General features: G+C 61.5%; 25 protein-coding genes. 12 read left to right on the top strand and 13 right to left on the bottom strand.

Translation table 11 applies throughout. The features are described from left to right. Nucleotides 1–5: 5 nt before the first annotated feature. From K3762_RS00600 to K3762_RS00585, 4 genes are read right to left on the bottom strand one after another with little or no spacing between them, the layout of a single operon-like run. Nucleotides 6–1,043, bottom strand: a complete 1,038-nt coding sequence (locus K3762_RS00600) for a TRAP transporter substrate-binding protein (protein ID WP_067627959.1) — start codon at nucleotides 1,041–1,043, stop codon at nucleotides 6–8. 50 nt (nucleotides 1,044–1,093) lie between these two features. Further along, nucleotides 1,094–2,419 carry a TRAP transporter large permease subunit gene (locus tag K3762_RS00595; RefSeq protein ID WP_067916408.1) on the bottom strand — a complete coding sequence of 442 codons (1,326 nt, stop codon included), beginning with the start codon at nucleotides 2,417–2,419 and terminating at the stop codon, nucleotides 1,094–1,096. After that, entirely contained in the window at nucleotides 2,419–2,985 is a 567-nt protein-coding gene (locus K3762_RS00590; protein ID WP_132443990.1) for a TRAP transporter small permease subunit, read from the bottom strand. Before K3762_RS00590 ends, K3762_RS00595 begins: the two co-directional genes overlap by 1 nt. Beyond that, entirely contained in the window at nucleotides 2,982–3,761 is a 780-nt protein-coding gene (locus K3762_RS00585; RefSeq protein ID WP_260010884.1) for an N-formylglutamate amidohydrolase, read from the bottom strand. Before K3762_RS00585 ends, K3762_RS00590 begins: the two co-directional genes overlap by 4 nt. Nucleotides 3,762–3,880: 119 nt before the next feature. Between K3762_RS00585 and K3762_RS00580 the strand changes: the two genes are divergently transcribed. From K3762_RS00580 to K3762_RS00560, 5 genes are all read left to right on the top strand, one after another. Continuing rightward, nucleotides 3,881–4,753, top strand: coding sequence for a MurR/RpiR family transcriptional regulator (locus K3762_RS00580; RefSeq protein ID WP_067626872.1), 873 nt, complete (start codon nucleotides 3,881–3,883; stop codon nucleotides 4,751–4,753). 134 nt (nucleotides 4,754–4,887) lie between these two features. Further along, on the top strand, nucleotides 4,888–5,940 hold the full coding sequence (gene nadA, locus K3762_RS00575) for a quinolinate synthase NadA (RefSeq protein ID WP_093927636.1): 1,053 nt from the start codon (nucleotides 4,888–4,890) through the stop codon (nucleotides 5,938–5,940). An 11-nt stretch (nucleotides 5,941–5,951) separates the two neighbouring features. Beyond that, a complete protein-coding gene (locus K3762_RS00570; protein ID WP_132443987.1) occupies nucleotides 5,952–7,514 on the top strand; it encodes an L-aspartate oxidase in 1,563 nt (520 codons plus the stop codon). Beyond that, the gene (nadC, locus tag K3762_RS00565) at nucleotides 7,511–8,356 is read left to right on the top strand and encodes a carboxylating nicotinate-nucleotide diphosphorylase (RefSeq protein ID WP_260010881.1); all 846 of its coding nucleotides are present in this window, start codon (nucleotides 7,511–7,513) and stop codon (nucleotides 8,354–8,356) included. The genes K3762_RS00570 and nadC overlap by 4 nt, the downstream gene beginning before the upstream one ends. A gap of 45 nt (nucleotides 8,357–8,401) precedes the next feature. Then, nucleotides 8,402–8,851 (top strand): GNAT family N-acetyltransferase, encoded by a 450-nt coding sequence (locus tag K3762_RS00560; RefSeq protein ID WP_260010872.1) that lies wholly within the window; start codon nucleotides 8,402–8,404, stop codon nucleotides 8,849–8,851. Here the strand turns inward: K3762_RS00560 and K3762_RS00555 are convergent. From K3762_RS00555 to K3762_RS00545, 3 genes are all read right to left on the bottom strand, one after another. Then, nucleotides 8,841–10,346: a heme biosynthesis protein HemY gene (locus tag K3762_RS00555; protein WP_260010867.1), complete on the bottom strand. Its 1,506-nt coding sequence runs from the start codon at nucleotides 10,344–10,346 to the stop codon at nucleotides 8,841–8,843. The two genes, K3762_RS00560 and K3762_RS00555, sit on opposite strands and share 11 nt — an antisense overlap. A 10-nt stretch (nucleotides 10,347–10,356) precedes the next feature. Further along, the gene (locus K3762_RS00550; RefSeq protein WP_240791556.1) at nucleotides 10,357–11,937 is read right to left on the bottom strand and encodes a hypothetical protein; all 1,581 of its coding nucleotides are present in this window, start codon (nucleotides 11,935–11,937) and stop codon (nucleotides 10,357–10,359) included. Between the two features lie 71 nt (nucleotides 11,938–12,008). Beyond that, entirely contained in the window at nucleotides 12,009–12,707 is a 699-nt protein-coding gene (locus tag K3762_RS00545; protein WP_120349827.1) for a uroporphyrinogen-III synthase, read from the bottom strand. Between the two features lie 75 nt (nucleotides 12,708–12,782). On the opposite strand from K3762_RS00545, the gene tsaD reads away from it, so the two are divergent. The 4 genes from tsaD to K3762_RS00525 are packed head-to-tail and all read left to right on the top strand — an operon-like array spanning nucleotide 12,783 to nucleotide 15,529. Next, the gene (gene tsaD, locus K3762_RS00540) at nucleotides 12,783–13,886 is read left to right on the top strand and encodes a tRNA (adenosine(37)-N6)-threonylcarbamoyltransferase complex transferase subunit TsaD (RefSeq protein WP_260010864.1); all 1,104 of its coding nucleotides are present in this window, start codon (nucleotides 12,783–12,785) and stop codon (nucleotides 13,884–13,886) included. Further along, entirely contained in the window at nucleotides 13,883–14,836 is a 954-nt protein-coding gene (locus K3762_RS00535; RefSeq protein ID WP_260010861.1) for an NAD(P)H-dependent glycerol-3-phosphate dehydrogenase, read from the top strand. The genes tsaD and K3762_RS00535 overlap by 4 nt, the downstream gene beginning before the upstream one ends. A 1-nt stretch (nucleotide 14,837) precedes the next feature. Beyond that, nucleotides 14,838–15,110 (top strand): YciI family protein, encoded by a 273-nt coding sequence (locus K3762_RS00530; protein ID WP_067623436.1) that lies wholly within the window; start codon nucleotides 14,838–14,840, stop codon nucleotides 15,108–15,110. Continuing rightward, nucleotides 15,110–15,529, top strand: coding sequence for an EVE domain-containing protein (locus K3762_RS00525; protein WP_120349824.1), 420 nt, complete (start codon nucleotides 15,110–15,112; stop codon nucleotides 15,527–15,529). The genes K3762_RS00530 and K3762_RS00525 overlap by 1 nt, the downstream gene beginning before the upstream one ends. A 267-nt stretch (nucleotides 15,530–15,796) precedes the next feature. Here the strand turns inward: K3762_RS00525 and K3762_RS00520 are convergent, their stop codons facing one another. The 4 genes from K3762_RS00520 to K3762_RS00505 all read right to left on the bottom strand — a co-directional run bounded on the left by K3762_RS00520 (nucleotide 15,797) and on the right by K3762_RS00505 (nucleotide 19,225). Then, entirely contained in the window at nucleotides 15,797–16,138 is a 342-nt protein-coding gene (locus tag K3762_RS00520) for a DUF2853 family protein (RefSeq protein ID WP_120349823.1), read from the bottom strand. 189 nt (nucleotides 16,139–16,327) lie between these two features. Next, nucleotides 16,328–17,239: a PRC-barrel domain-containing protein gene (locus K3762_RS00515; protein ID WP_260010858.1), complete on the bottom strand. Its 912-nt coding sequence runs from the start codon at nucleotides 17,237–17,239 to the stop codon at nucleotides 16,328–16,330. A 206-nt stretch (nucleotides 17,240–17,445) separates the two neighbouring features. Continuing rightward, nucleotides 17,446–18,837: an adenosylhomocysteinase gene (gene ahcY, locus K3762_RS00510; protein ID WP_132443980.1), complete on the bottom strand. Its 1,392-nt coding sequence runs from the start codon at nucleotides 18,835–18,837 to the stop codon at nucleotides 17,446–17,448. 85 nt (nucleotides 18,838–18,922) lie between these two features. Continuing rightward, the gene (locus K3762_RS00505; RefSeq protein WP_240791555.1) at nucleotides 18,923–19,225 is read right to left on the bottom strand and encodes an S-adenosyl-L-homocysteine hydrolase; all 303 of its coding nucleotides are present in this window, start codon (nucleotides 19,223–19,225) and stop codon (nucleotides 18,923–18,925) included. A 75-nt stretch (nucleotides 19,226–19,300) separates the two neighbouring features. Between K3762_RS00505 and K3762_RS00500 the strand changes: the two genes are divergently transcribed. Both K3762_RS00500 and K3762_RS00495 read left to right on the top strand, forming a co-directional pair. Continuing rightward, complete coding sequence (locus K3762_RS00500) at nucleotides 19,301–19,897, top strand: HD family hydrolase (protein ID WP_132443979.1); 597 nt, start codon at nucleotides 19,301–19,303, stop codon at nucleotides 19,895–19,897. Continuing rightward, nucleotides 19,894–20,373, top strand: a complete 480-nt coding sequence (locus K3762_RS00495; RefSeq protein ID WP_120349819.1) for a GNAT family N-acetyltransferase — start codon at nucleotides 19,894–19,896, stop codon at nucleotides 20,371–20,373. Before K3762_RS00500 ends, K3762_RS00495 begins: the two co-directional genes overlap by 4 nt. On the opposite strand, the gene K3762_RS00490 is transcribed toward K3762_RS00495, so the two are convergent. Further along, a complete protein-coding gene (locus tag K3762_RS00490; protein ID WP_120349818.1) occupies nucleotides 20,370–20,918 on the bottom strand; it encodes an ActR/PrrA/RegA family redox response regulator transcription factor in 549 nt (182 codons plus the stop codon). The two genes, K3762_RS00495 and K3762_RS00490, sit on opposite strands and share 4 nt — an antisense overlap. 52 nt (nucleotides 20,919–20,970) lie before the next feature. After that, entirely contained in the window at nucleotides 20,971–21,585 is a 615-nt protein-coding gene (locus K3762_RS00485; protein WP_132443978.1) for an SCO family protein, read from the bottom strand. A 99-nt stretch (nucleotides 21,586–21,684) separates the two neighbouring features. Between K3762_RS00485 and regB the strand changes: the two genes are divergently transcribed. Next, nucleotides 21,685–23,076 carry a sensor histidine kinase RegB gene (gene regB, locus K3762_RS00480; protein ID WP_132443977.1) on the top strand — a complete coding sequence of 464 codons (1,392 nt, stop codon included), beginning with the start codon at nucleotides 21,685–21,687 and terminating at the stop codon, nucleotides 23,074–23,076. The last annotated feature ends 4 nt before the right edge of the window (nucleotides 23,077–23,080 follow it).

Genomic DNA, 23,080 nt, shown 5'->3' with positions numbered 1-23,080 from the left:
TCGGTTCAGCCGTTTGTGTAGGGCGGACCGGCTTTGTTGATAACGTCGTTATAGTCGCGGAAGATCTGCACGATCTTGGCGTGCACTTCGCCTTCTTCGGCGATCTCTGTCCAGAAGTCCTTGGCCGCGTTTTCGACCTCGGCCCATTCGTCGGCAGGCACGGTGCTGAGCTTGAGCTTGTCACCCTGTGCGCGCAGACGCGCCTCGCCGCCCCAGTACCATTGGTTGCGGTAGGTGTGGCCCGCTTCGATCCCCGCCATGACCAACTGCTTGAGGTGATCCGGCAGATCGGCCCATTGCTGCTGGTTGACGAAGAAGGAGCCAATCCAAGCACCTGAGATGTTGTTGGTCAGGAAGTAGTCGGTCACATCGGCCCAGCCGACGGTGTAGTCTTCGGTGATGCCCGACCACGCCATGCCGTCTAGCTCGCCGGTTTGCACCGCGACCTCGGCGTCCTCGTAGGGGATGTTCACCGGCACCACGCCGAACTTCGACAGGAAACGGCCCGCGGTGGGGAAGGTATAGAGCTTCAGACCGTCCAGATCGGCGACCGATTTGATCTCTTTGGTGGTGTTGAAGTTACAGGGGTCCTGCCCCGCAGCCGACAGCCATTCGACGCCGACCTTGGCGTATTCTTCTTTCCAGATGTCGGCCAACCCATATTGGTTGAACAGCACCGGTACGTCGAGAATGTGCTTGGTGGCAAAGGGGAAATAGCCGCCGAACTGCTGCAAGGGCGTGGGCGATGCCATGGAGTCGTCATCGGAATGCACCATGTCGATGGTGCCGCGCTGCATGGCTTGGAACAGCTCGCCGGTGGGCACGATCTGGTCGGCGTAAAACAGTTCGATCTCCATCTCGCCATTGGCGGCGGCGTTGATGTAATCGACGGCGGGTTTGGTCACCTGCTCGCCCAAGGCAGCACCGGCATAGGTCTGCATGCGCCATTTGATCGGCGCTTGGGCATGGACAATGGACGGCGCGGCAAGGGCCGCTGGGGCGGCGACGGCGGCCCCGGATAAGAACTTTCTGCGAGTGGTCATACGTCTCTCCTTTGTTGCAATATCAGGCCGTCTTTGCGCGGCTCTCGTTGTTATTTGTCGTAGATGTAATCCGGCAGCCAAGTCGCGATCTGCGGGAAGACCATGACGAGTATCAGCGCCAAGACCATCACCAGCACGAAGGGCGTGATCGAAGCATAGATGTCGCGCAGGGTAATCTCCGGCGGCGCCATGGCGCGCATCAGGAACAGGTTATAGCCAAACGGCGGCGTCATATAGGCGATCTGCGTGGTGATCGTATAAAGGATACCATACCAGATCAGGTCAAAGCCCAGCGCACCGACGAGCGGCACATAAAGCGGGGCCACGATCACCAGCATCGCAGTGTCATCAAGGAAGGTGCCCATGATGATAAAGCTGAGCTGCATCATGATCAGGATCATCCACGGGCTCAGGTTCATCTTCTCGGTAAAGAGGCTCTCAATCGCCTTAACCGCGCCCAGCCCGTCAAAGACCGCGCCAAAGGCCAAGGCGGCGAGGATGATCCACATGAACATGCAGGTGATGCCGAGGGTGTTGCGGACGGAGTTCTCAAAAACTTCGCGCGTCATCCGGCCCTTCAGCACAGCGGCAAGGAACGCCGCCCCTGCCCCGATGGCAGAGCTTTCCACAAGACTGGTCCAGCCGCGCACAAACGGCACCATCATCACCGCAAAGATCACCAGCGGCAGGATGCCAGCCCGCAAAAGGCGCAGCTTTTCGGCACGGGGGATGTCACGATCTTCGGCTGAGAGGATGGGACCAAGCTCAGGGTTCATGCGGCACCGGATCACGATATAGGCAATGAACATCGCCGCCATCATCAGCCCCGGGATCACCCCCGCGAGCCACAGTTGCCCCACCGGCTGCCGCGCGATCATCGCGTAAAGCACCAGCACGACCGAGGGCGGCACGAGGATCCCAAGGCTCGATCCCGCTTGGATCACCCCCGTCACCATCCTCTTGTCATAGCCACGTTTCAGCAATTCCGGCAGCGCAATGGTCGAGCCAATCGCCATGCCCGCCACACTCAGCCCGTTCATGGCCGAGATCAGCACCATCAGACCAATCGTCCCAATCGCCAGCCCGCCGCGCACGCCGCCCATCCAGACATGGAACATCTTGTAAAGGTCATCGGCGATGCGGCTCTCGCTCAGCACATAGCCCATGAAGATGAACATGGGCAGCGTCAGCAGCGGATACCATTTCATCAGTTTCATCGCGGCGGCAAAGCCGATGTCATATCCGCCCTTGTCACCCCAAAGCAGCAGCGCCGAGACCACGGCGATAAAGCCGATAGCCCCGAACACACGCTGGCCCGTTAACAGCATCAGCATCATCGATGAGAACATCAATGTCGCAATCATTTCATAGGACATCAGATGGCCTCACCCTTGAGCCGCAGCACGTCTTTCAACAGCTCGGACAGACATTGCAGCAGCATCAGAAAGATACCGACGATCATCACGACCTTGATGGGCCAGAGGTAGGGCCGCCAAGCGGAACTGGATTTCTCCATATGGCCGATCTCTTCGGTCCCCGTGACCAACCCACCGAAAAAGCTAAACGGCTCGGTCCCCCAATAGCCCAGCGAATAGGCGGTGGAACTGACCGCCCCATAGAGCAGCACGCAGAGATAGAAGATCAGGAAAAAGACGGTGAAGAGGTCAAACCACGCTTTGCGGCGGAGCGACCAATCGCCATAGAGCAGGTCCATCCGCACGTTCGAGCCCAGTTGGATCGAATAGGGCCCGCCCAAGATATAATAGCCCACCATCACAAACTGCGCCATTTCCAGCGTCCAAAGCGAGGGGACGAAAAACGCTTTGCTGACCGTCGACCACAAAAGCACCCCCATCAGGACAAAGATGCCATACATCATGATCCGCCCGATCCGTCGGTTCATCGCGTCGATGCCCCGGATATAGCCACGCATGAATTTCATGGTTTGGCGTCCTTCATCGCGTCATTCATTTCGGGCCGCATCAGCGCGGCACGCAACCAATTGCTGATCATCGCGGCCATCTGCTGTTGCTCGGCCTCGGTTGTGATCAGGTCATTACGGATCTCAAGCATGACATGCGGATGGCCATGCGCCAAACCGTGTTCCTTGAGCGTATGGGTTACCCCGTCTTGGGGGCCATAGGGCGCGTTGCGCTCGACCGTTAGGTCCGTGAACTCTGGCGCCACCGCCAGCATCGCATCCGCCAGCCGTGTGTCACTGTCATGCAGGATGCCAATTTCCACGCGGCGCGGTTTGCCGTGGTAGATGGGCGTGAAACTGTGCACCGTCACGATCGCGGGCGCATCGACCCGCTTGATCGTCGCGGCAAGGGTCGCGCGGAAGGGCTCGTAATAGCGCGTCACCCGCTCGGCCCGGCCCGCCTCATCAAGCGTGGCATTGCCGGGGATCGCGAAAATCTCGCTCTGGGCAGGCATCGCGCCGGGGGCTTCGGGCGGGCGGTTGCAGTCGTAAACAAGCCGCGAAACGCGCCCGGCCACCAGCACGGCGTCTAAATCCTGCGCCATCGCCCGCGCCACGGCCAGCGCACCGGGATCCCATGCCACATGGCTTTCGCGGGCCGCAGCATCCAGACCAAGACCATCAAAGCAGGCCGGTATCTCACGCGCCGCATGTTCGCAGACCAACACCAGCGGCGCCTTGGCCCCGGCATTAATCACCTCGACGGCTTCATTCGAAAGATCTGTCTGCTCTGACACCTTGTCCCCCTCAGTTGATCAAACCTCATTCGGGCGGGGGGCTTCTGTCAACAGAATAATGTCGAATTTATTACAACGCCGCTCAGTTTGTGTTATTACTCGTCAAAAGAGGGGCATCCATGGCTGAACCGACGCTGACCATTTCCGACCGTATCCAGCAAGAACTGGACCGGCTGACCCGTGCGGAACGCCAACTTGCCCATTCGATTCTTGAGAATTACCCCGCCTCTGGCCTCGGCCCGCTGACGGCGCTGGCCAAGGATGCCAATGTCTCTACCCCCACCGTGGCGCGAATGGTGCAAAAGCTGGGGTTCAAGGGCTACCCTGAGTTTCAGAACGAGTTGCGCGAAGAGCTAAAGGCCAAGGCCAAGAACCCCATCGCCAAACACGACACATGGACCGAAGGCGCGCCCTCGGGCCATGTGCTGAACCGTTTCACCGACGCGGTGATCGACAATATCCGTCACACCCTCGGCCAGATTGAACCGGCGACTTTTGACCGTGCCTGCGCCATGATCGCCGATACCGCGCACCCACTTTATATCGTGGGCGGGCGCATCACGCATACGATGGCGGAATATCTGTTTTTGCACGCGCAGATCATCCGCCCGAAAGTGACCCATATCCAGTCCACCTCCAACGCATGGCCGCATTACCTCCTGGACGTGGGCGAAGGCGATGTCTTCGTCATCTTCGACGTGCGCCGCTATGAGAACAACACCCTGAAACTGGCCGAAATGGCCCATGCGCGGGGGGCCAAGATCATCCTCTTTACCGACCAGTGGCGCTCTCCGGTGCATAGCCTTGCCGATATCTGTTTCTCCAGCCGGATCGTCGCGCCCTCGGCTTGGGACAGTGCGGCGGCGACGCTTTTGCTGGTGGAAAGCGTGATCTCGGCCATGCAGGACATCAACTGGGCCGACACCAAAGACCGGGCCGAGCGGCTGGAAGAGATGTTCGATCAGACCCGATTGTTCCGCAAATTCACCTGATCCACAAAGGCTGCGCGCCCTGTCATAAAGGGTATTGGCTTGCCCAAACCCCGCCAGTCGTCTATGGCCAGCACGCCGGGTGTGGTGTCCAGCGCGGTGCCGTGACACGCGCCAAGGCCGGAGGGGGACCGACCATGCGTGATGAAATCTTTTCGCCCAGCGAGCTTGAGCGCCATTATGACCTCGCGCCATCGCCTGCGCTGGCGGCTGAAATGGCCGATATCTACGCCAAGATGGACCGTGTCGTTTCGCCCCCCGATTGGGCCATTCACGCCCCCTATGTCGCCGCGATCAACAAGCTGAAAAAAGAGCGTAACGCGGTCATCCTCGCGCATAACTACATGACGCCTGACATCTACCACGGGATCGCCGATTTCGTGGGCGACAGTCTGCAACTGGCGATCAAGGCGACCGAGGTTGAGGCCGATGTGATCGTGCAATGCGGTGTGCATTTCATGGCCGAGACCTCGAAAATCCTGAACCCGTCGAAAACCGTGCTGATCCCCGATATGGAAGCGGGCTGTTCGCTGGCCGAAAGCATCACCGCCGAGGGTGTCGAACAGATGCGCGCGCAATACCCCGGCGCGCCGGTGGTGACTTACGTGAATACCACGGCCGAGGTAAAAGCCGCGTCGGACATCTGCTGCACCTCCTCCAACGCCGCGCAGATCGTCGCCGCGATGGAGAGCGACACGGTGATCATGACGCCCGACAAATACCTCGCTCAGAACATCGCCAAACAGGTGCCCGAGAAACGCATCGTCTGGTGGGACGGGGCCTGCATCGTGCACGAACGCTATACCGCCAAGGATATCGCCGATTACCGCGAGTGGAACCCCGACACCCGCATCATCGCGCACCCCGAATGCCCACCAGATGTGGTGGCCGAGGCTGATTTTTCGGGCTCGACCAGCGGCATTCTGGACTATGTGCACCGGGAGAAACCGGCGAAAGCGATGCTGGTCACCGAATGCTCCATGGCGTCGAACATCGCGGATGAGCTGCCCGAAGTCGATTTCGTCGGCCCCTGCAACATGTGCCCCTACATGAAGAAGATCACGCTCGAAAAGGTGCTATGGTCGCTGCACACCATGTCTGGCGCGGTCGAGGTCGAGGCGGAAGTCTCTGAAAAAGCGCGCGTCGCGGTGCAGCGGATGATCGACCTCTCCCGCGAACTCGGCCTCTGAGGGCCGCGCCGGTGCAAGAGATCACAACCGGCAGGATCATCATCGTTGGTGCGGGCCTCGGCGCGCTTTATGCCGCGCTTTGTCTTGCGCCGCGCCCCGTTTTGCTGATCTCGCCTGATCCCTTGGGATCAGGGGCCAGTTCCGCTTGGGCGCAGGGCGGGGTGGCCGCCGCGATGGCGCAGGCCGACAGCCCCGAGGCGCATGCGCTGGACACCATCGCCGCCGGTGCTGGCACGGTAGAAGCGCGCGTCGCGGCGACCGTGACGGAAGAGGCCAGCGCCCATATCATTGCCCTGACAGACTTTGGCACCGCTTTCGACCGCAGCGCCGATGGCGGCTATGTCATGTCCCGCGAGGCGGCGCATAGTTTCGCGCGTGTGGTGCGGGTGCAGGGCGATCAGGCCGGGGCCGAGATCATGCGCGCCTTGATCGAGCGGGTGCGCAATACCCCGTCGATCCAAGTGCTTGAAGGCGTGTTGGCGCGCGGATTGGACAGCGACGGCAGCAAAGTCACCGGCGTTGAGATTGAATTGGCCCGAGCCGAAGGCTCCGCCCCCGTCCTGCTGCGCGGCGCGGGGGTCTTGCTGGCGGGTGGCGGTTCGGGCGGGCTCTATGCGCTGACGACCAATCCGGCTCGCATTCGCGGGCAGGTGATCGGGATGGCGGCACGGGCAGGCGCGCTCATCGCCGATGCAGAATTCGTGCAGTTCCACCCCACCGCCATCGACTGCGGCGAAGACCCCGCCCCCTTGGCAACCGAAGCCCTGCGCGGCGCCGGCGCGCATCTGATCAACAGCGAGGGGGCGCGGTTCATGACCGAGGTCCACCCGCTGGCCGAACTCGCCCCGCGTGACATCGTGGCCCGCGCGATCTTTGCCCAGACCCAAGCGGGCCAGCGCCCCATGCTCGACACCCGTGCGGCCTTGGGCCCTGCGGTGCTGGCCGAGTATCCCGCCGTCGCAGCCGCCTGTGCCCGCAACGGCATTGACCCGGTGATCCAACCGATCCCCGTGGCCGCCGCCGCGCATTACCATATGGGCGGCGTGGCCACGGATGCGCATGGGCGTTCCAGCCTCGCCGGGCTTTGGGTCTGTGGAGAGGCGTCTTCGACCGGGCTGCACGGCGCGAACCGGCTTGCATCGAACGGGCTGCTCGAAGCGCTGGTCTTTGCCCGCCGCGCGGCGCAGGACATGCTTGAGGAATGCAGCACCGGCGACAGCGGAACGGTGGCCCTGCCAGACCTGCCCGCTGGCGAAACACCCGCTGAGACCCTCGTCGCCCAGTTACGCCAAACCATGACCGCCCATGTCGGCGTTCTGCGCGATGCGGAAGGGCTCCAACGTGCCCTTGCCACGATTGCACAGATCGAAGCCGCACAACCCGACTGCGCCCAGCTGCAAAACATGACCGCCACCGCGACACTGATCACCGCCGCCGCCCTCGCGCGCCGCGAAAGCCGGGGCGCGCATTGCCGCACTGATTATCCTGACACGCTCCCCGAAGCCGCGCGCAGTTTTCTGACACTGGCCGAGGCGACCGCATTCCGCTCCAACCATGAGGAACTTCCCGCATGACCACCGCCCTGCCCGACCTGATCCTAGAGCCGCTGGTCCGCGCCGCGCTGATGGAAGACCTCGGCACCTATGGCGATGTCACCACGCGCAGCGTGATCCCCGAGGGCACGACTTATGCGGCGCAGCTGCGCGCCCGCGCAGAGGGCGTCGTCTCTGGCATGCAGATCGCACGGCTGGCCTTTCATCTCGTCGACCCATCGCTTGATGTTCGCACGCTGAAAGAAGACGGAAGCACGATCGCCAAAGGCGACACGCTGATGGAGATCGAAGGCTCTGCCGCCGCGATCCTGTCGGCAGAACGTGTGGCGTTGAACTTTGCCGGGCGGCTGTCGGGCATCGCCACCCTCACGGCGGCCTGCGTGGCCGAGACCAAGGGCACCGAGACCCGGATCACCTGCACCCGCAAGACCACGCCGGGGCTGCGGATGGTCGAAAAACAGGCGGTGCTGCATGGCGGCGGGTTCAACCACCGCTTTTCCCTCTCGGATGCGATCCTGATCAAAGACAATCACATTGCGGCAGCCGGTGGCATTCGGCCTGTCTTGCAAGCAGTGAAAAGCAACGCCTCGCATATGATCCGCGTCGAGATCGAAGTCGACACGCTGGCGCAGCTTGAAGAGGTCTTGGACGAAGGCGGCGCGGATGTTGTGCTGTTGGACAATATGGACACAAAAACGCTGCTTCAGGCTGTGGAAATTGCCAATGGGCGCATCGTGCTTGAGGCTTCGGGTAACATGACCCTGCCCCGCCTGGCCGAGGTCGCGGCGACGGGGGTGCACTATATCTCCATGGGCGCGCTCACACATTCTGCGACAACGCTGGACCTTGGGCTGGATTTCTGAACCAACTGGCGCAAAGATCGCGCAGCCAGCGAAGGGAGCCCCGCCATGTCCGACCTTACCATCCGAACCGTGAGAGACCATGACCGCGCCGATTGGGAGCGGCTCTATCAAGGCTATGCCGAATTTTACAAAGTCGAGCAGACGCCAGAAATGCGCGCGCGGGTCTGGTCTTGGCTGCATGACCCGCTGACAGAGGTCGAAGGGCTGGTCTGCGAAGACGCCGAAGGCCGTGTGATCGGCCTGACCCATTTCCGCCATTTCGCGCGCCCCTTGGCGGCGGCGACGGGCTGCTTCCTCGACGATCTATTCGTGGCTCCCGAAGCACGCGGCAGCGGGGCTGCCGACGCGCTGATCGGTGAGGTGAAAAAGATCGCCCAGAAACGCGGCTGGAGCCTCGTGCGCTGGATCACGGCCGAGGATAATTACCGCGGCCGTGGGGTGTATGACAAGCTGGCAACGCGGACCAACTGGGTCACCTACGACATCAAGCTGTAGGATCGGACGCCTTTTTCGGGGCCTCGGGATTGGTCGGCTCGTCTGGGTCAGTCACCAACTCTGCCTCTTCGATGTCGTCGGTCCGGGTTGTCAGCGCGCCTTCTGGCGGTGTCGTTTCCGGGGCACCGACGATCAGCGGCAGCATCTGCACACCGCTTGGCATGGCGACTTCCGAGAGCGGCGGGGTCTTCCATTCCAATGTGTCAAAGCTCTTGCAGTTTTCGCAGATCGGCTTCCATTCGGCGTGGATGTGGTGGCAATTCTCGCAAATCCACTGCGGCCCGCGCGAGACATTGAGCGCGCGTGTCAGCCAACCTTTGACCACCGTATCAGACGCGCCCTCACCCCGCTCGATCGCGGCCATCAGCGTGACGGAACGCGCGGAGGGATCGGTCTCAACCAGATTGCCAAGCGCACGGCGCGCTTCGGGGAAATCTTCGTTGGCGATGTGCAATTCGGCCAGCAGCATCTTGGTTTCGGGATGGTCGGGCTGTGATTTCGTCAGCGCGCGGAACCGTTTGATGCGCTGCTGCGGGGTCTCATCGGGCTGAACCTCGGCAAAGGCGGCGGCAAGGTCGGGGTGCGGGTGCACGCTCCACGCTTTTTGCAGCACTTTCGAGGCATAGCGCGGTTTGTCCTGCGCGATATAGCTGCGCGCGGCCATTACGGCGGCAGGCACCAGATCAGGCGACAGGCGGTTGGCTTCGATCGCGGCTTCGCGTGCTTCAATGCTGTTGCCCTCAGCGATGACTTCGCGGGCTTCCGACAGCGCCAGCACCGCATCGCGGCGTTTGTGAACATCACGTGGCAGGTGGCCGTTTTTGTACTTGGCCTGCAAGGTGCCGCGCGCGCCGGTCCAGTCATGCTTTTCGGCCTGCAACTTCAGCAGCGTATCGCCGGTTTCTTCGTGTTTGGGCTTCAGCGCGAAGGCCTTCTCGGCCAGTTTCAACGCGGTCTCGGTATCCCCATCGGCCAGCTTTTGTTTCATGATGCCACGCACGCCGACGAAACGGGTCTTTTCGTCTTCGACCAGCTTGCGATAGGTCCGCTCTGCCTTGCGGCGGTCGCCTGCAAGCTCTGCGGCCTGCGCAGTCAGCAGATTGGTCAGCGCCGGGCGTTTGAGATAGCGGTCCGCCTTGGCGGCCTTGGCCATCGCAACCTGCCCCTCACCGCTGGCCAGCGCCATCAGCCCGTCCGACAGCGCCTCATAGCCCTTCCGTTCGCGGTTGCGGTCAAAGTAGCGCGACAGGGCGGTCTCATCCCCGTTCAGGAAATGCCAGACCGCCGACAGCAGCGCCACGATCTTGAGCAGCACCCAGACCGCGAACATCAAAAGCAAAACGGCGATGACCGATTGCAGCGGCCCGAGGGTATATTCGGTGCCCGCCACGGTCAGTTGAATGCCGCCCTCGCTTTCCAGCAAGAAGCCCGCACCCCATGCCAAAGCGGCGACGAGCACGACGAAAAGAACGATTTTAATAAGAGACCAGAGCATTTTTCGTTCCTCAGTTGGCCGTCAGGCGTTGGGAGAGTTCATTGGCGGCGGTTTCAGCCGCCTGACGCGCGCGGGCATCGGCAAGCCATTCCGCCATCGCGTCCTGCGCAGGGGCCGGCAGCGTTTCGATCTCGGCCAGCGCATCGGTCAAACGGCCATCGCGCACCGCCGCTTCAGCGCGGGAGAGGACAGCATCGGGGTCCGTCCCTTCGCGGGGCGCGACCGAGCGGGCACCAAGCTGCCGTTTCAGGAAGCTGCCAAAGCCGCCTTCGCCTTCTTCCGGCACGGCGGCACGGGCGGTGGCCAAGGCCTGCCGCGCGGCGTCGGGATAACGCGCCTGCAGATTGGCGAGGGTGACCACACCGCCCGCAGCGGTCTCAGTCAGCGCTTGAGGAATGTTCTCAACCCCGGCTTCCTGCAACTCGGCCAGCGCGGCCTCAAAGGGGCGTCCGGCGCTGATCGCGGCGTTCATCTGGGTGATGCCGGTCTGGGCGCGGGCCGCTTCTGCAGCGGCGGCGGTCGCCTCTTCGGCGGTTTGGGCGTTATCCAGCAGGCTTTCGATTTCGCGGCGCTGCTCAGCGACAGAGACGCGCAGGGCTTCCATTTCACGCTCAAAGGCCGCGACTGCAATCTCGTTTTCGCCACCGCTTACGGGCTGTTTCTCAACCGTGGTGAGGCGGCTGTCGATCTCGGCCAATTGGCTTTGAAGCGCCGAGAATTCTTCGCGTGCGGCGGTCAACTCTGCGCTGAGCGCGTCGACCTGCGGCAGGCTTTCCGGTAGGGCCGCAGGCTCATCAGCGCGGGCTTCCAAGTCTGCGATGCGGGCCTGCTGCGCTTCGATCGCGTTTTGCAATTCCGCAGCCCCCTGCGCGCGGGTGCCAAGAACGTCGTATTCCGATGCGGCAAACCCCAGTCCGGCGGCAATGGCCCCACCGAGCAGCATGGGGAAAAACACGCTCCGCCTGCGCTCCTTCGGCGCGGGCGCGGGGGTCGGTGTCGGGGTTGGCTTGGGGGTCGTAGCGCTTGGCTTTTCGGTCTTGGTCGGCGCGGGCTTCGACGTGCTGTCACCCGGCTTAGACGCGGCTGCCGACGCCCGCGAAGGCGCAGGATCGGTCGCTGGTTTGTCGTGGGAAACCGGTTTGTCCTTGGGCGCAACGACGCTGGACGTTGGTTTAGGGTCATCCTTGGGCAAGGGCGTCTTTGGTGTCGTATCTTTGGCGGTAGAGGCGCTCTCCGCCTTAGCCGGTGCCTTGTCATCACGCTTGACCGCGTCGCTTGCAGCGGTCGGCTTCGCCGTGGCTTTCTCCGCTGCGGGCGCAGTGTCCCGCACGGGCAGAGTGCTGGTTGTTTTGCCCGGCTCGGTTTTGCCCAAGTCGGTTTGCCCGGGCTCGGCTTTCGCTGCGTCCGGTTTGACATCTTCGGTCTTCAGCGCGTCGGGTTTCACCGTGTCCGTACCCTTGGCATCGGTCTCGGATGGTTTCGGCGCGTCAGCTTTCTCTGCCGCTACTGCCTTATCCGCCTGCGGGGGCGTCTGTTCGGCCGTGGTCTTGTCCGCTTCGCTTTTGCTGACCGTCTTTTTGGGTTTTGCCACGCCGTACGCCTTTCGATTCTGAACCTATCATCCGCTCGCAGTGGCGAGCTTACCCGGCATACCTATGCCCCTCAAGGCAAGGTGGTGCAGCGGAAAAGTTTTTCAACGGCCTCCGCCATGGCTTCGCCAGTGGGTTCCGCAGCGACATCATGCGCATAGAGCGGCAGAGCTTCAAGCGCCTGCGCGGCGGCGGGGCTGATCGACAGGGCGATGACCCGCTCTGTGCAACTGGCCTCGCGGGCGAAATGCTGCGCGCTGCGGGGGGAAAAGAGCGGCACGATGACAGGACTTGGCCCATTTAAAAGGGTTTGCGCCGCGGCGGAGAGCGGCAAAAGGTTCTGTTCATAGATCGTCGCGACATCAACGGTCAGACCCGAAGCGCCTAAAATTGCAGCAACATCCGCCCGCCGATGGCGTCCGGCAAGGTGCAAGAGCGGGCCAATCTGCGGCTGCCCCGAGAGGGTCGCGATCAGCGTTTGGGCATCCAGCCCGGCCATCTGCGCCTGCCAGCCCGCTTTCGCTGCCGCCGCCGTGGTCTGCGGGCCGACACAAAAGGCGGGCCGCCCGTCCCCCTTTGGCGCATGGGCCACACCATTGGCCGAGGTAAAGATCACCCCGGCGAAGGGCGCGAGATCGACCTCTACACCGGTCGGGGCAATCTCGATCAAGGGGGAAATCACCGCCCCGTCCCGCAGCGCGGGCGAGAGCCGATCCAGAAACTGCGCGGCACCGGGATGTGGACGTGTCAGAAGCAATCTTGGCTGTGGCATCGCAAGGCTCCGGCATTGTTTGCGCGTGATAGCGGTGTTACCTGCGGTACAGGTGCCTTGCAACGGAAAGCCCCCATGCCCTCTACCCAACCTCAGACCCGCTTGATCCTTGGTTTGGAAAGCAGTTGCGACGATACCGCTGCCGCCGTGGTGCGTATGGGTGAGGATGGGCGCGGCACGGTGCTGGCCTCGGTCGTCGCAGGGCAGACCGAGCTGCACGCTGACTTCGGCGGTGTCGTTCCCGAAATTGCGGCTCGCGCCCATGCGGAAAAACTGGATCACTGTGTCGAAGAGGCCTTGGCCGAGGCCGGGATCAGCCTGCCGCAGATCGATGCCATCGCCGTCACTGCGGGGCCGGGGCTGATCGGCGGGGTTGTCTCAGGCGTGATGTGTGCCAAGGGACTTTCGGCAGCGACGGGCAAACCGCTTTATGGGGTGAACCATCTGGCGGGCCACGCCCTGACGCCGCGGCTGACCGATGATGTGCCCTATCCCTATCTGATGTTGCTGGTGTCGGGCGGACATTGCCAGTTTCTGCTGGTGCGCGGGCCGGAGAGTTTTGACCGTCTTGGCGGCACCATTGATGACGCGCCGGGCGAAGCCTTTGACAAGGTTGCGCGGCTGTTGGGTCTGCCGCAGCCCGGGGGGCCTTCGATTGAAAAATGCGCGCAGGAGGGCGAGCCCAATCGTTTCGCCCTGCCGCGCCCGTTGTTGGATCGTGACGGCTGCGACATGTCCTTTTCGGGCCTGAAAACCGCCGTGCTGCGTGCCCGCGACAAATGCGTGGCAGAGCGTGGCGGGCTGACCCGACAAGATCAGGCGGATCTGGCGGCAGGGTTTCAAGCAGCCGTGGTCGATGTGCTTGCCCATAAGACCCGCCGCGCCTTTGCGGAGTATCCGGCAGAGGGTGCGCGGGGCCTTTGTGTGGCAGGCGGGGTGGCGGCAAACAAGTCCATCCGTGCCGCGTTAGAGACTGTTGCAGCGGAACAGCAGGCGCTTTTCGTCGCTCCGCCGCTGGCGCTTTGCACCGATAACGCCGCGATGATCGCCTTCGCTGCTGGAGAGCAAGCCGCCCTGCGCGGGGCCGATGATCTGACACTCTCGGCACGCCCCCGCTGGCCGCTGGATACCGCGCGGCCATCGATGCTTGGCAGTGGCAAAAAGGGGGCTAAGGCATGAGCGTTTCCGTTCTTGGTGCAGGGGCATTCGGCACGGCGCTGGCAATCTCGCTCGCGGGTAAAGGGCCGGTGACGCTTTGGGCGCGCGATGCGGGGGACATGGCCAAGCGCCGTGAGAATACCAAACGCCTGCCGGGGTGCCCTTTCCCTGATACGCTCACGGTAACCGATAGCCTTGACCAAGCGAGCGCGGCCAAGATCCTGTTGCTGGCCGTGCCGATGCAACGGCTGCGCAGTGTCTTGGAAGACCACAAAGGCGCGCTTCACGGGAAACATCTGGTGGCCTGCTGCAAGGGGATCGAACTCAGCAGCGGTGTCGGACCGGTGAGCGTGATCACCCAAACCATCCCCGATGCCACGGCCGCGATCCTGACGGGGCCAAGCTTTGCCGCTGATATCGCCCGCGGCTTGCCCACCGCGCTGACCTTGGCCTGTGGCGATGCGGCGGCGGGCAAATACCTGCAAGCGGAACTGACCACGGCGAACCTGCGGCTGTACCGCACCACGGATACCATTGGCGCGGAACTGGGCGGGGCGCTGAAGAACGTCGTCGCCATCGCGAGCGGGGCCGCGATTGGGGCGGGGCTGGGGGAAAGCGCGCGGGCCGCGCTGATGACGCGCGGCTATGCCGAAATGCAGCGCCTCGCCGCGCATCTGAAGGCCGAACCGACAACGCTGGCCGGGCTTTCGGGCTTTGGTGATCTGACGCTGACCTGCACCTCAGAGCAATCGCGCAACTACCGGCTGGGGCAGTCGCTTGGCCAAGGCACGCCGTTCGACCCGTCGACCACGGTCGAAGGAGCCGCCACCGCGCGCGCTGTGGATGCACTTGCCCGCGAGGCTGCGCTCGATATGCCGATTACACGTGCGGTTGCCGGGCTGCTCGACAACCAGTTAGATGTGGCTGGCGCCATGAAATCACTACTGACCCGCCCCCTAAAGGAAGAATGATATGTTTGTTGCCCTGACCGCCCATGACAAAGCCGATGGCCTGCCGATCCGTCAGGAAAACCGGCCCGACCATTTGGCCTATCTCAAATCCAGCGATGCCGTAGCCCAAGCTGGCCCGCTGCTGAATGCCGAAGGCGGCATGATCGGCTCGCTCATCATTCTGGATGTGCCAGACATGGCCGCAGCCGAGGATTGGGCCGCGAATGACCCCTATGCCAAGGCCGGTCTGTTCCAAAGCGTGACCCTGACCCATTGGAACCGGGTGATCGGCTAATGGCCTATTGGTTGTTCAAATCCGAACCCGCAACATGGAGCTGGGCCGACCAAAAGGCCAAAGGTGACGCGGGCGAGGAATGGGACGGCGTGCGCAACTATCAAGCGCGCAACTTCATGCGCGAGATGAAGGTTGGCGATCTGGGGTTCTTCTACCACTCTCAGAAAGACCGCGAGGTTGTCGGCATCGTCGAAGTCTGCGCAGAAGCGCATCCCGACAGCAGCACCGATGACCCGCGTTGGGAATGTGTGGATATCAAAGCGGTGCGGTCGTTCAGCCTGCCTGTGACACTGGATACGATCAAGGCCGACCCGAGGCTGGAGGATATGGTGCTGGTGAAAAACTCCCGCCTATCGGTGCAACCTGTGACCGAAGCGGAATGGGACCTTATCTGCGGTTTGGGTAAGACTGCGCCCTAGGGTCGGGCCCTGAGACCGGCCAAAATTAACGGTTGGGAAACGAAAAAGGGTTCCGGCACCCCGCCAGAACCCTTCTCACCCCATGTGCTCCCAAAACCACCACACATGTTCTTTAAACTCTTATCAGCGCATCAAGCCGATATAAGACTGATAGCAGAAGTCATTGAATTTCTCAACTTTCTACTGTGTCAAAGCCCCATCAAAAACGAAACGCGCGCTTAACCAAGCGCGCGTCCGAGGTAAAGTTTTGGTAAGTCTTTCCGGCGATTAGCCGTAGACCGACTCTTTGCCGAAATGTTTGACCAGCATGTAATAGACCACGGCGCGGTACTTGTTCCGCTCTGACCGGCCATAGGTTTCAATCACTTTCTGGATGCCGCCCATGAGGTGCTCATCATCCGGCAGGCCGAGTTTCTTGATAAGGAAGTTGTCCTTTACGGTGTTCAATTCAGCCGTATCACCGGCAGACACCGTTTGCGCGTCGGCGTTGTAGATCGACGGACCGCAACCGATGGTCACCTTGGTCAAAAGGTCCATATCCGGGTCCATGCCGCATTTATTCTTCAGGTCCTCGGCGTATTTCGCGATCCATTCGTCACGCTTGCCCATAAATCTCTCCAACAGTAACTTCGGCTTCAGGGGTTCCTGAAGCCGGAGCCTAAGGCCATAACCCTGTTTTGCAAAAGATTTATTTCGCGACCCCGGCTGACTGCCCCCGTCGACCACGCCCGGCAGCCACGCCCCCATACGCAAAGAGGCGCCCGATGGGGCGCCTCTGAGTTCGATATCGCGGGTCGCTTAGGATGCGTCGTCAAGACGGACGTCGTTTTCGAGACCTTCGATTGTATCTTCATCAACTTCCGGCTGGGCTTCCAGCTCGGCTTTGGTCCAAGAGCTCAGCTTCAGGTCGTTTTCGGCGGCCATGGAGATTTCCTCAAGCGGCACGGCGACGGTGTGTTCGCCAAGGCCAAGGAAGCCACCCACACCAACGACAGCAGCATAGCCAGCGTCAGTTTTGATCACATAGTCGATGTCACCGATGGTGTCGCCATCCGCTTCGACGACGGTCAGGCCGACCAGATCACCCACAACCATACCGGAGAAGGCATTGCTCATGCCGGTGTCGGTGCGTGTGACGTCTGTTTCCATGTTCGCTTCGGTGTCCGAGGCGACATTCTCTTCCAGATCGGTTTCAGCTTCGCCTTCGATCTCGGCAGTCATTTCGCTGTCGATATCAGCATCTTCATCGGCTGCCAGATCGGTGTCTGTCTCTGTTGTGACAGTGCCGCTGGTGTCGGTGCTCAGGGTCGAGTTCGACTCTGAATCTGCGTTCCCGGCCAGATCGGCTTCGGCATCCGTCGACGGGGTCACGCCATCGGTTTCGGCGGTCAGCTCCGCTCCGTTGTCGACTTCGGTATCACCTTCGATTTCCGCGCTCTCCGTCGGGGCGGTCAGAATCTCGTCGGTTTTGTTGGGGTCGTTGGTCCCCTCGTAATCGTCAGAATTCTCACGCGACATCTCAGCGGTTTGCTCGGCCTGTTTCTCAACAGTGGCGGTCAAATCGTTGGCGGTGTCGCTTACGCTCTCACCCGAGATTGTGGCCTCGGCCTCTGCTGCTGCACCGGCTTCGGTGTCGGCAGTCTGAGCGAATGCGGTGCCCGCAGTCAGTGCAAGGGCGGCGACGGTGGATTTCAGGAATGTACGTTTCATTTTCGATACTCCTTTTCAGTGGTCTGGGGAAGAAACACCGCCCGGATAACTATGTTCCGCCCGCCATTTGCTACCGGCAGATATGTGCTTGAATCCGCCGATGGGCCGCATTTCCTGAGGAGTTTCAGAACTTTAATACAAAAACGCCGCCCCGACGGTCTGCGGGGCGGCGTTGAAACCTTACCAAGGAGGGAACTCTTTGCGATTTAGTAGCGGTAATGCTCGGGCTTGAACGGGCCTTCAGGCGTCACACCGATATAGGCGGCCTGTTCCGGGTTCAGTTTCGAAAGCTTCACGCCGATCCGGTCCAGATGCAGACGGGCGACTTTTTCATCCAGATGTTTGGGCAGGATATAAACGTCGTTGCCGTATTTGTCGGTGTTCTCCCACAGTTCGATCTGCGCCAACACTTGGTTGGTAAAGGAGGCGGACATCACGAAGGACGGGTGCCCGGTGGCATTGCCAAGGTTCAGCAGACGCCCTTCGGAGAGCAGGATCAGACGATTGCCGTTCGGCATCTCGATCATATCCACCTGTTCTTTGATGTTGGTCCACTTGTGGTTCTTCAGCGCGGCAACTTGGATTTCATTGTCGAAGTGGCCGATGTTGCCAACAATCGCCATGTCCTTCATCTCGCGCATATGCTCGATGCGGATCACGTCTTTGTTGCCGGTGGTGGTGATGAAGATATCGGCAGTTGCCACGACATCTTCCAGCAGCACGACTTCAAAACCGTCCATCGCTGCTTGCAACGCGCAGATGGGATCGACTTCGGTGACCTTGACGCGCGCGCCAGCACCGCTCAGCGACGCGGCAGAGCCTTTGCCCACATCGCCATAGCCCATGACGACAGCAACCTTACCGGCCATCATCGTGTCGGTGGCGCGGCGGATACCGTCCACGAGGCTCTCTTTACAGCCGTATTTGTTATCGAACTTCGACTTGGTGACAGAGTCGTTCACATTGATCGCGGGGAAGGGCAGTTGACCTTGCTTCACCAGATCATAAAGACGGTGCACGCCGGTGGTGGTTTCTTCGGATACGCCTTTGATCTGCTCGCGCATCTTGGTGAACCAGCCGGGGCTTTCCGCCATACGCTTTTTGATCTGAGCAAAGATCGCTTCTTCTTCCTCAGATTTGGGAATGGCGATCAGATCGTCTTCGCCGTTTTCAACCCGTGCGCCCAAAAGGATATAGAGCGTCGCATCGCCGCCATCGTCGAGGATCAGGTTCGGGCCTTCGGGGAACATGAAGGATTTGTCGAGGTAATCCCAATGCTCAACCAGTGACTGGCCTTTGATCGCGAAGACCGGAACGCCTGATTCAGCAATCGCCGCAGCAGCGTGGTCTTGGGTCGAGAAGATGTTACAAGACGCCCAACGCACATCGGCACCAAGCGCGACCAGTGTTTCAATCAAAACGGCTGTCTGGATGGTCATGTGCAACGATCCGACAATCCGCGAGCCTTTCAGCGGTTTGCTCTCACCGTATTCATCGCGCAGCGCCATCAGGCCCGGCATCTCGGTCTCGGCGATGTCCAGCTCTTTGCGCCCGTAGGCCGCCAGATTGATATCCTTAACAATATAGTCGTGGGCCATGCGGCGCTCCTGTTTGAAGTGTTGCAGGGCGGTTAGCACCTTCGCCGCGAATTCTCAATGTGAATGGGGAATGACCCCCGCAGGGTCAACGCTGAAGAGCGGCCAGTTGCTTATCGCCCGAGAGTCCCGCCATCCAGTCATCGCCTTGGGCCAGCACACAGGCATTGCCGTCGGCCAATGTCTTGACCAAGGTCCATGTGCCCGATTGATCCGACGCCCAGAGTTGGCTGTTGTCGTCCCGCTGACCCGGCACAGGCTCTTCGCCGTACCAATCGATCAGAGCCGACTTCATTTCCTTGGCGGGCATGCAGACTTCTTCCGCCTGCGCGGCACCTGCGAGGGTGGCCAAGGTAACTGCAAGTATCGTACCGGAAAAAACGGGTTTCATGATTATCTCCTTCGTGGGATGAACAGGTTTGACAGGGATTTGTTCCCAAGGATCACGAGGTAAGGACTCCGGCGGATGGCGCAGAAACCACGTGCATGGCAAAGGATGCTGTCAGGTCGACGGCTAGATCTGCTCGACCCCACCCCGGTCGATGTCGAGATCGAAGACATCGCCCATGGCTTGGCCTTTGTCGCGCGGTGGAACGGGCAGACGCGGGGCGACTATGCCTATTCGGTGGCCGAACATTCGCTATTGGTCGAAACGATATTTGCCCGGATCGCCCCCCGTGCGCCTGCGAAATGGCGCTTGGCCGCGCTGCTTCATGACGCACCGGAATATGTGATCGGGGACATGATCTCGCCCGTGAAGGCTGCTGTGGGGCCGGACTATCGCGCCTTGGATGACCGGCTGACCACTGCCGTGCATGTCCGGTTTGGCCTGCCTGCCAACTTGCCGGCGCGCGTCAAACAACAGATCAAAAAGGCGGATCGCGTCAGTGCTTGGATGGAGGCCAGCCAGATCGCAGGCTTTTCCGAAACCGAGGCGACGCGCTTTTTTGGCCGCCCCGACGCGGCGCTGATGGAGGGGCTGGGCATCCTGCTGCGCCCACCGGTCGAGGTACGGGCCGAGTTTACCCAACGCCATGAGGCGCTGCTGCGCGAGATGGCGTGATCCATGTCCGCCGTGCCGGGGCGCTTGATACCCGCGCCTTGGCCGACTTGCTGAACGCGATCATCGCCAAGGGGGGCACCACCGCCATGGTCACCCCCGTCACCCCGCGCGAGTTGCAAGGTTGGATGACCGCCTCGGACAGTGCATGGCACTTGGCCGAGGATGAGCGCGGCGCGCTGAAAGGCTTTCAGTACATTGAACCACACCCCGACCTGCCCAAGGGCGGCGTGGATGTCGCAACCTTTGTGCGGGTAGGAGAGACGGGTTTCGGCATCGGCTCAGCACTGTTTGAACAGACCAAGCAAGCTGCCCGTGACCTGGGCTATGCCCATATTCACGCGATCATCCGTGCCGATAACCTAGGCGGACTTGCCTATTACCAAAGCCGCGGTTTCGAAGATTTCCGCCGCCTGCCCAGTTGTACGCTGGCCGATGGCACCCGCGTCGATAAAATCTGGAAACGGTTCGAGCTTTAGCGCGGCGAGCGTTTTGCCAAGATGCGCTGCAGGGTACGCCGGTGCATGTTGAGCCGCCGCGCGGTTTCAGAAACATTGCGATCACAAAGCTCATAGACTCGCTGGATATGCTCCCACCGAACGCGGTCCGCGCTCATCGGGTTTTCCGGCGGCTCGGGCAGGTTGCCCCCGGTGGCTAGCAATGCGTTAACGATATCATTGGCATCTGCGGGCTTTGAAAGGTAATCTGTCGCGCCGCTTTTGACCGCAGCAACCGCCGTCGCAATCGCGCCATAGCCAGTCAGCACAACGACCCTTGCATCAGCACGTTTGTCGCGCAGCACTTCGACCACATCAAGACCGTTGCCATCCTGCAGGCGTAGATCGACCACGGCAAAGGCCGGGGGACGCGCGGTGGCGATGGCCTTGCCCGCCGCGACAGAGCCTGCAGTTTCCACCTCAAAGCCGCGTTTCTCCATCGCCTTGGCCAAGCGGCGCAGAAACGGCTCATCGTCATCGACCAAAAGCAAGCTGCGGTCTGGGCCTAAGTCGGAAATATCCTGCATCAATGTCCCCTCTTCTAGGCTAGTATGCGGCGGCTATGGCCGGGGGTCAATTTTACGTTTGGTCTATAAAGCAGCCGATGCTGTCGGCCATCTGCTCGGACCGCACTTCGCGGCGGAAAAAGTCGACGACGCCTTCTTCGGGCATGACCAGATAGCTGAAGGTCGAGTGATCGACGAGGTATTCGCCATTCTCATCTGCCGGGTGGGCCTTGTAGTAGGTGCGGTAAGCTTGGCTGGCTGCTTTGACTTGCTCAGGCGAGCCGGTCAGCCCCACCATACGCGGGTGCATCACCTCGGCAAAGTCGCCGACCACTTCGGGCGTGTCACGTGCCGGGTCGACGGTGATGAAAACAGGCGTGATGCTTTGGCCGCGCTCCTCCAGAATTTCGGTGGCGGCGGCGTTGCGGTCCACGTCCAGCGGGCAGACATCGGGGCAAGAGGTATAGCCGAAATAGAGCAAGGCAGGCTCGGTGATGACATCGGCATCGGTCACGGTTGCGCCCGCGCCGTTGACCAATTCGAACGGACCGCCAATATCGCCCCCCGCCACTTGGCTTGACCGGCAAGAGGCATAGGGATCATCTTCGCCGCGCAGCACCATAAAGGCCGTCCCGGCCAGAAATACCGCTGCAACCCCAACCGCACCAAATGCAATCATCTGTTTCATGTCAGTCCTTTGCGCCGATGGCCGCTCTTGATCGTGTTTCGCCGCAGACCTACGCTAGATCGCAGGTGATGCAAGACGCAATAAAGTGATGGGGCTAAGATGACGCAGGCAAACATTCGGCCCCTCGACGGGCGCACCCGCGCCAGTTGGATCCGCCTGCGCACGATGATCCTGCTGCGCTGGTTCGCCATCGCCGGACAGTTGACCGCCGTCACCGTGGCGCAATGGGCGCTAGGGCTGCAACTGGCCTTTGGCCTATGTTATCTGACCATCGGTGCCTCGGTGGTGGGCAACCTCGTCGCGGCCTTTGTCTTTCCCCAGAACAAACGCCTGTCCGAGCGCGAGAACCTTGCCATGGTCCTGTTTGACCTGCTGCAACTAACCGCCCTGCTGGGGCTGACCGGGGGGCTGCACAATCCCTTTGCGCTGCTTCTGCTGGCCCCGGTAACGATCTCGGCCACCGCACTCAGCCTGCGTTCGACACTGGTTTTGGGCGCTACCGCGATTGTCGCGGCTTCGGTGCTGGCGCTGTGGCATCTGCCGCTTGTCACCCAGTCGGGCGATGTGCTGCGCCAGCCCGGCATTTTTGTCTTTGGCCATTGGGCGGCGCTGCTGATCGCCATCGTTTTCACCAGCGCCTATTCGCGGCGCGTCACGACTGAGGTCCACTCCATGGCCGATGCGCTCTCAGCCACGCAGATGGTGCTGGCACGGGAGCAGAAATTGTCGGACCTGAGCGGTGTTGTGGCCGCTGCAGCCCATGAATTGGGTACGCCCCTAGCCACCATCAAACTAGCCAGCACCGAACTGCTGGGTGACCTCGAAGACCGGCCCGACCTGGCAGAAGATGCCGCGCTGATCCGCGATCAAGCCGACCGTTGCCGCGATATCCTGCGCGATATGGGACGCATTGGGAAAGACGATCTGCACATGCAACGCGCGCAACTCACCGCCGTGGTGAAAGAGGCCGCCGAACCACATCTGGAGCGGGGCAAGACGGTGATGTTCTCTGACAACCCGATGGCCCGAGATCACGCGCGCCCCCCGACGATCCCGCGCAAACCCGAGATCATTCACGGGCTGCGCAATCTGGTGCAGAACGCGGTGGATTTCGCCGAAACCACGGTTTGGATCGAAACCGAATGGTCTGCCGAGGATATCTCGGTGCGGATCATCGACAACGGGCCGGGCTTTCCGCCGCAGCATCTGGGGCGGATCGGCGACCCCTTCCTGCGCCGCCGTAGCGGCACGGCAAACGAGACGGCGCGCCCTGAATATGAGGGCATGGGGCTGGGGCTTTTCATCGCCAAAACCTTCCTTGAACGCTCCGGCGCGCGGCTGCGGTTTGCCAATGGGTCAGACAGCGGTTGGCTGCGCGGGTTGCCGCCCGCAGGCAGCGGCGCGGTTGTCGAAGTTGTCTGGCCGCGCCGCCTGCTGGACCTTGGCCCCGATGATGCCGTGATGGGCGAGAACCAGCGCCTGACGGCTTGAAAGG

The organism is Sulfitobacter sp. W074 (assembly GCF_025142275.1).
In the GTDB taxonomy this organism is placed as follows: Bacteria; Pseudomonadota; Alphaproteobacteria; order Rhodobacterales; family Rhodobacteraceae; genus Sulfitobacter; species Sulfitobacter profundi.
Note: the sequence above shows the minus strand (reverse complement) of the source record. Positions and strands in the feature narration are given on the sequence as shown.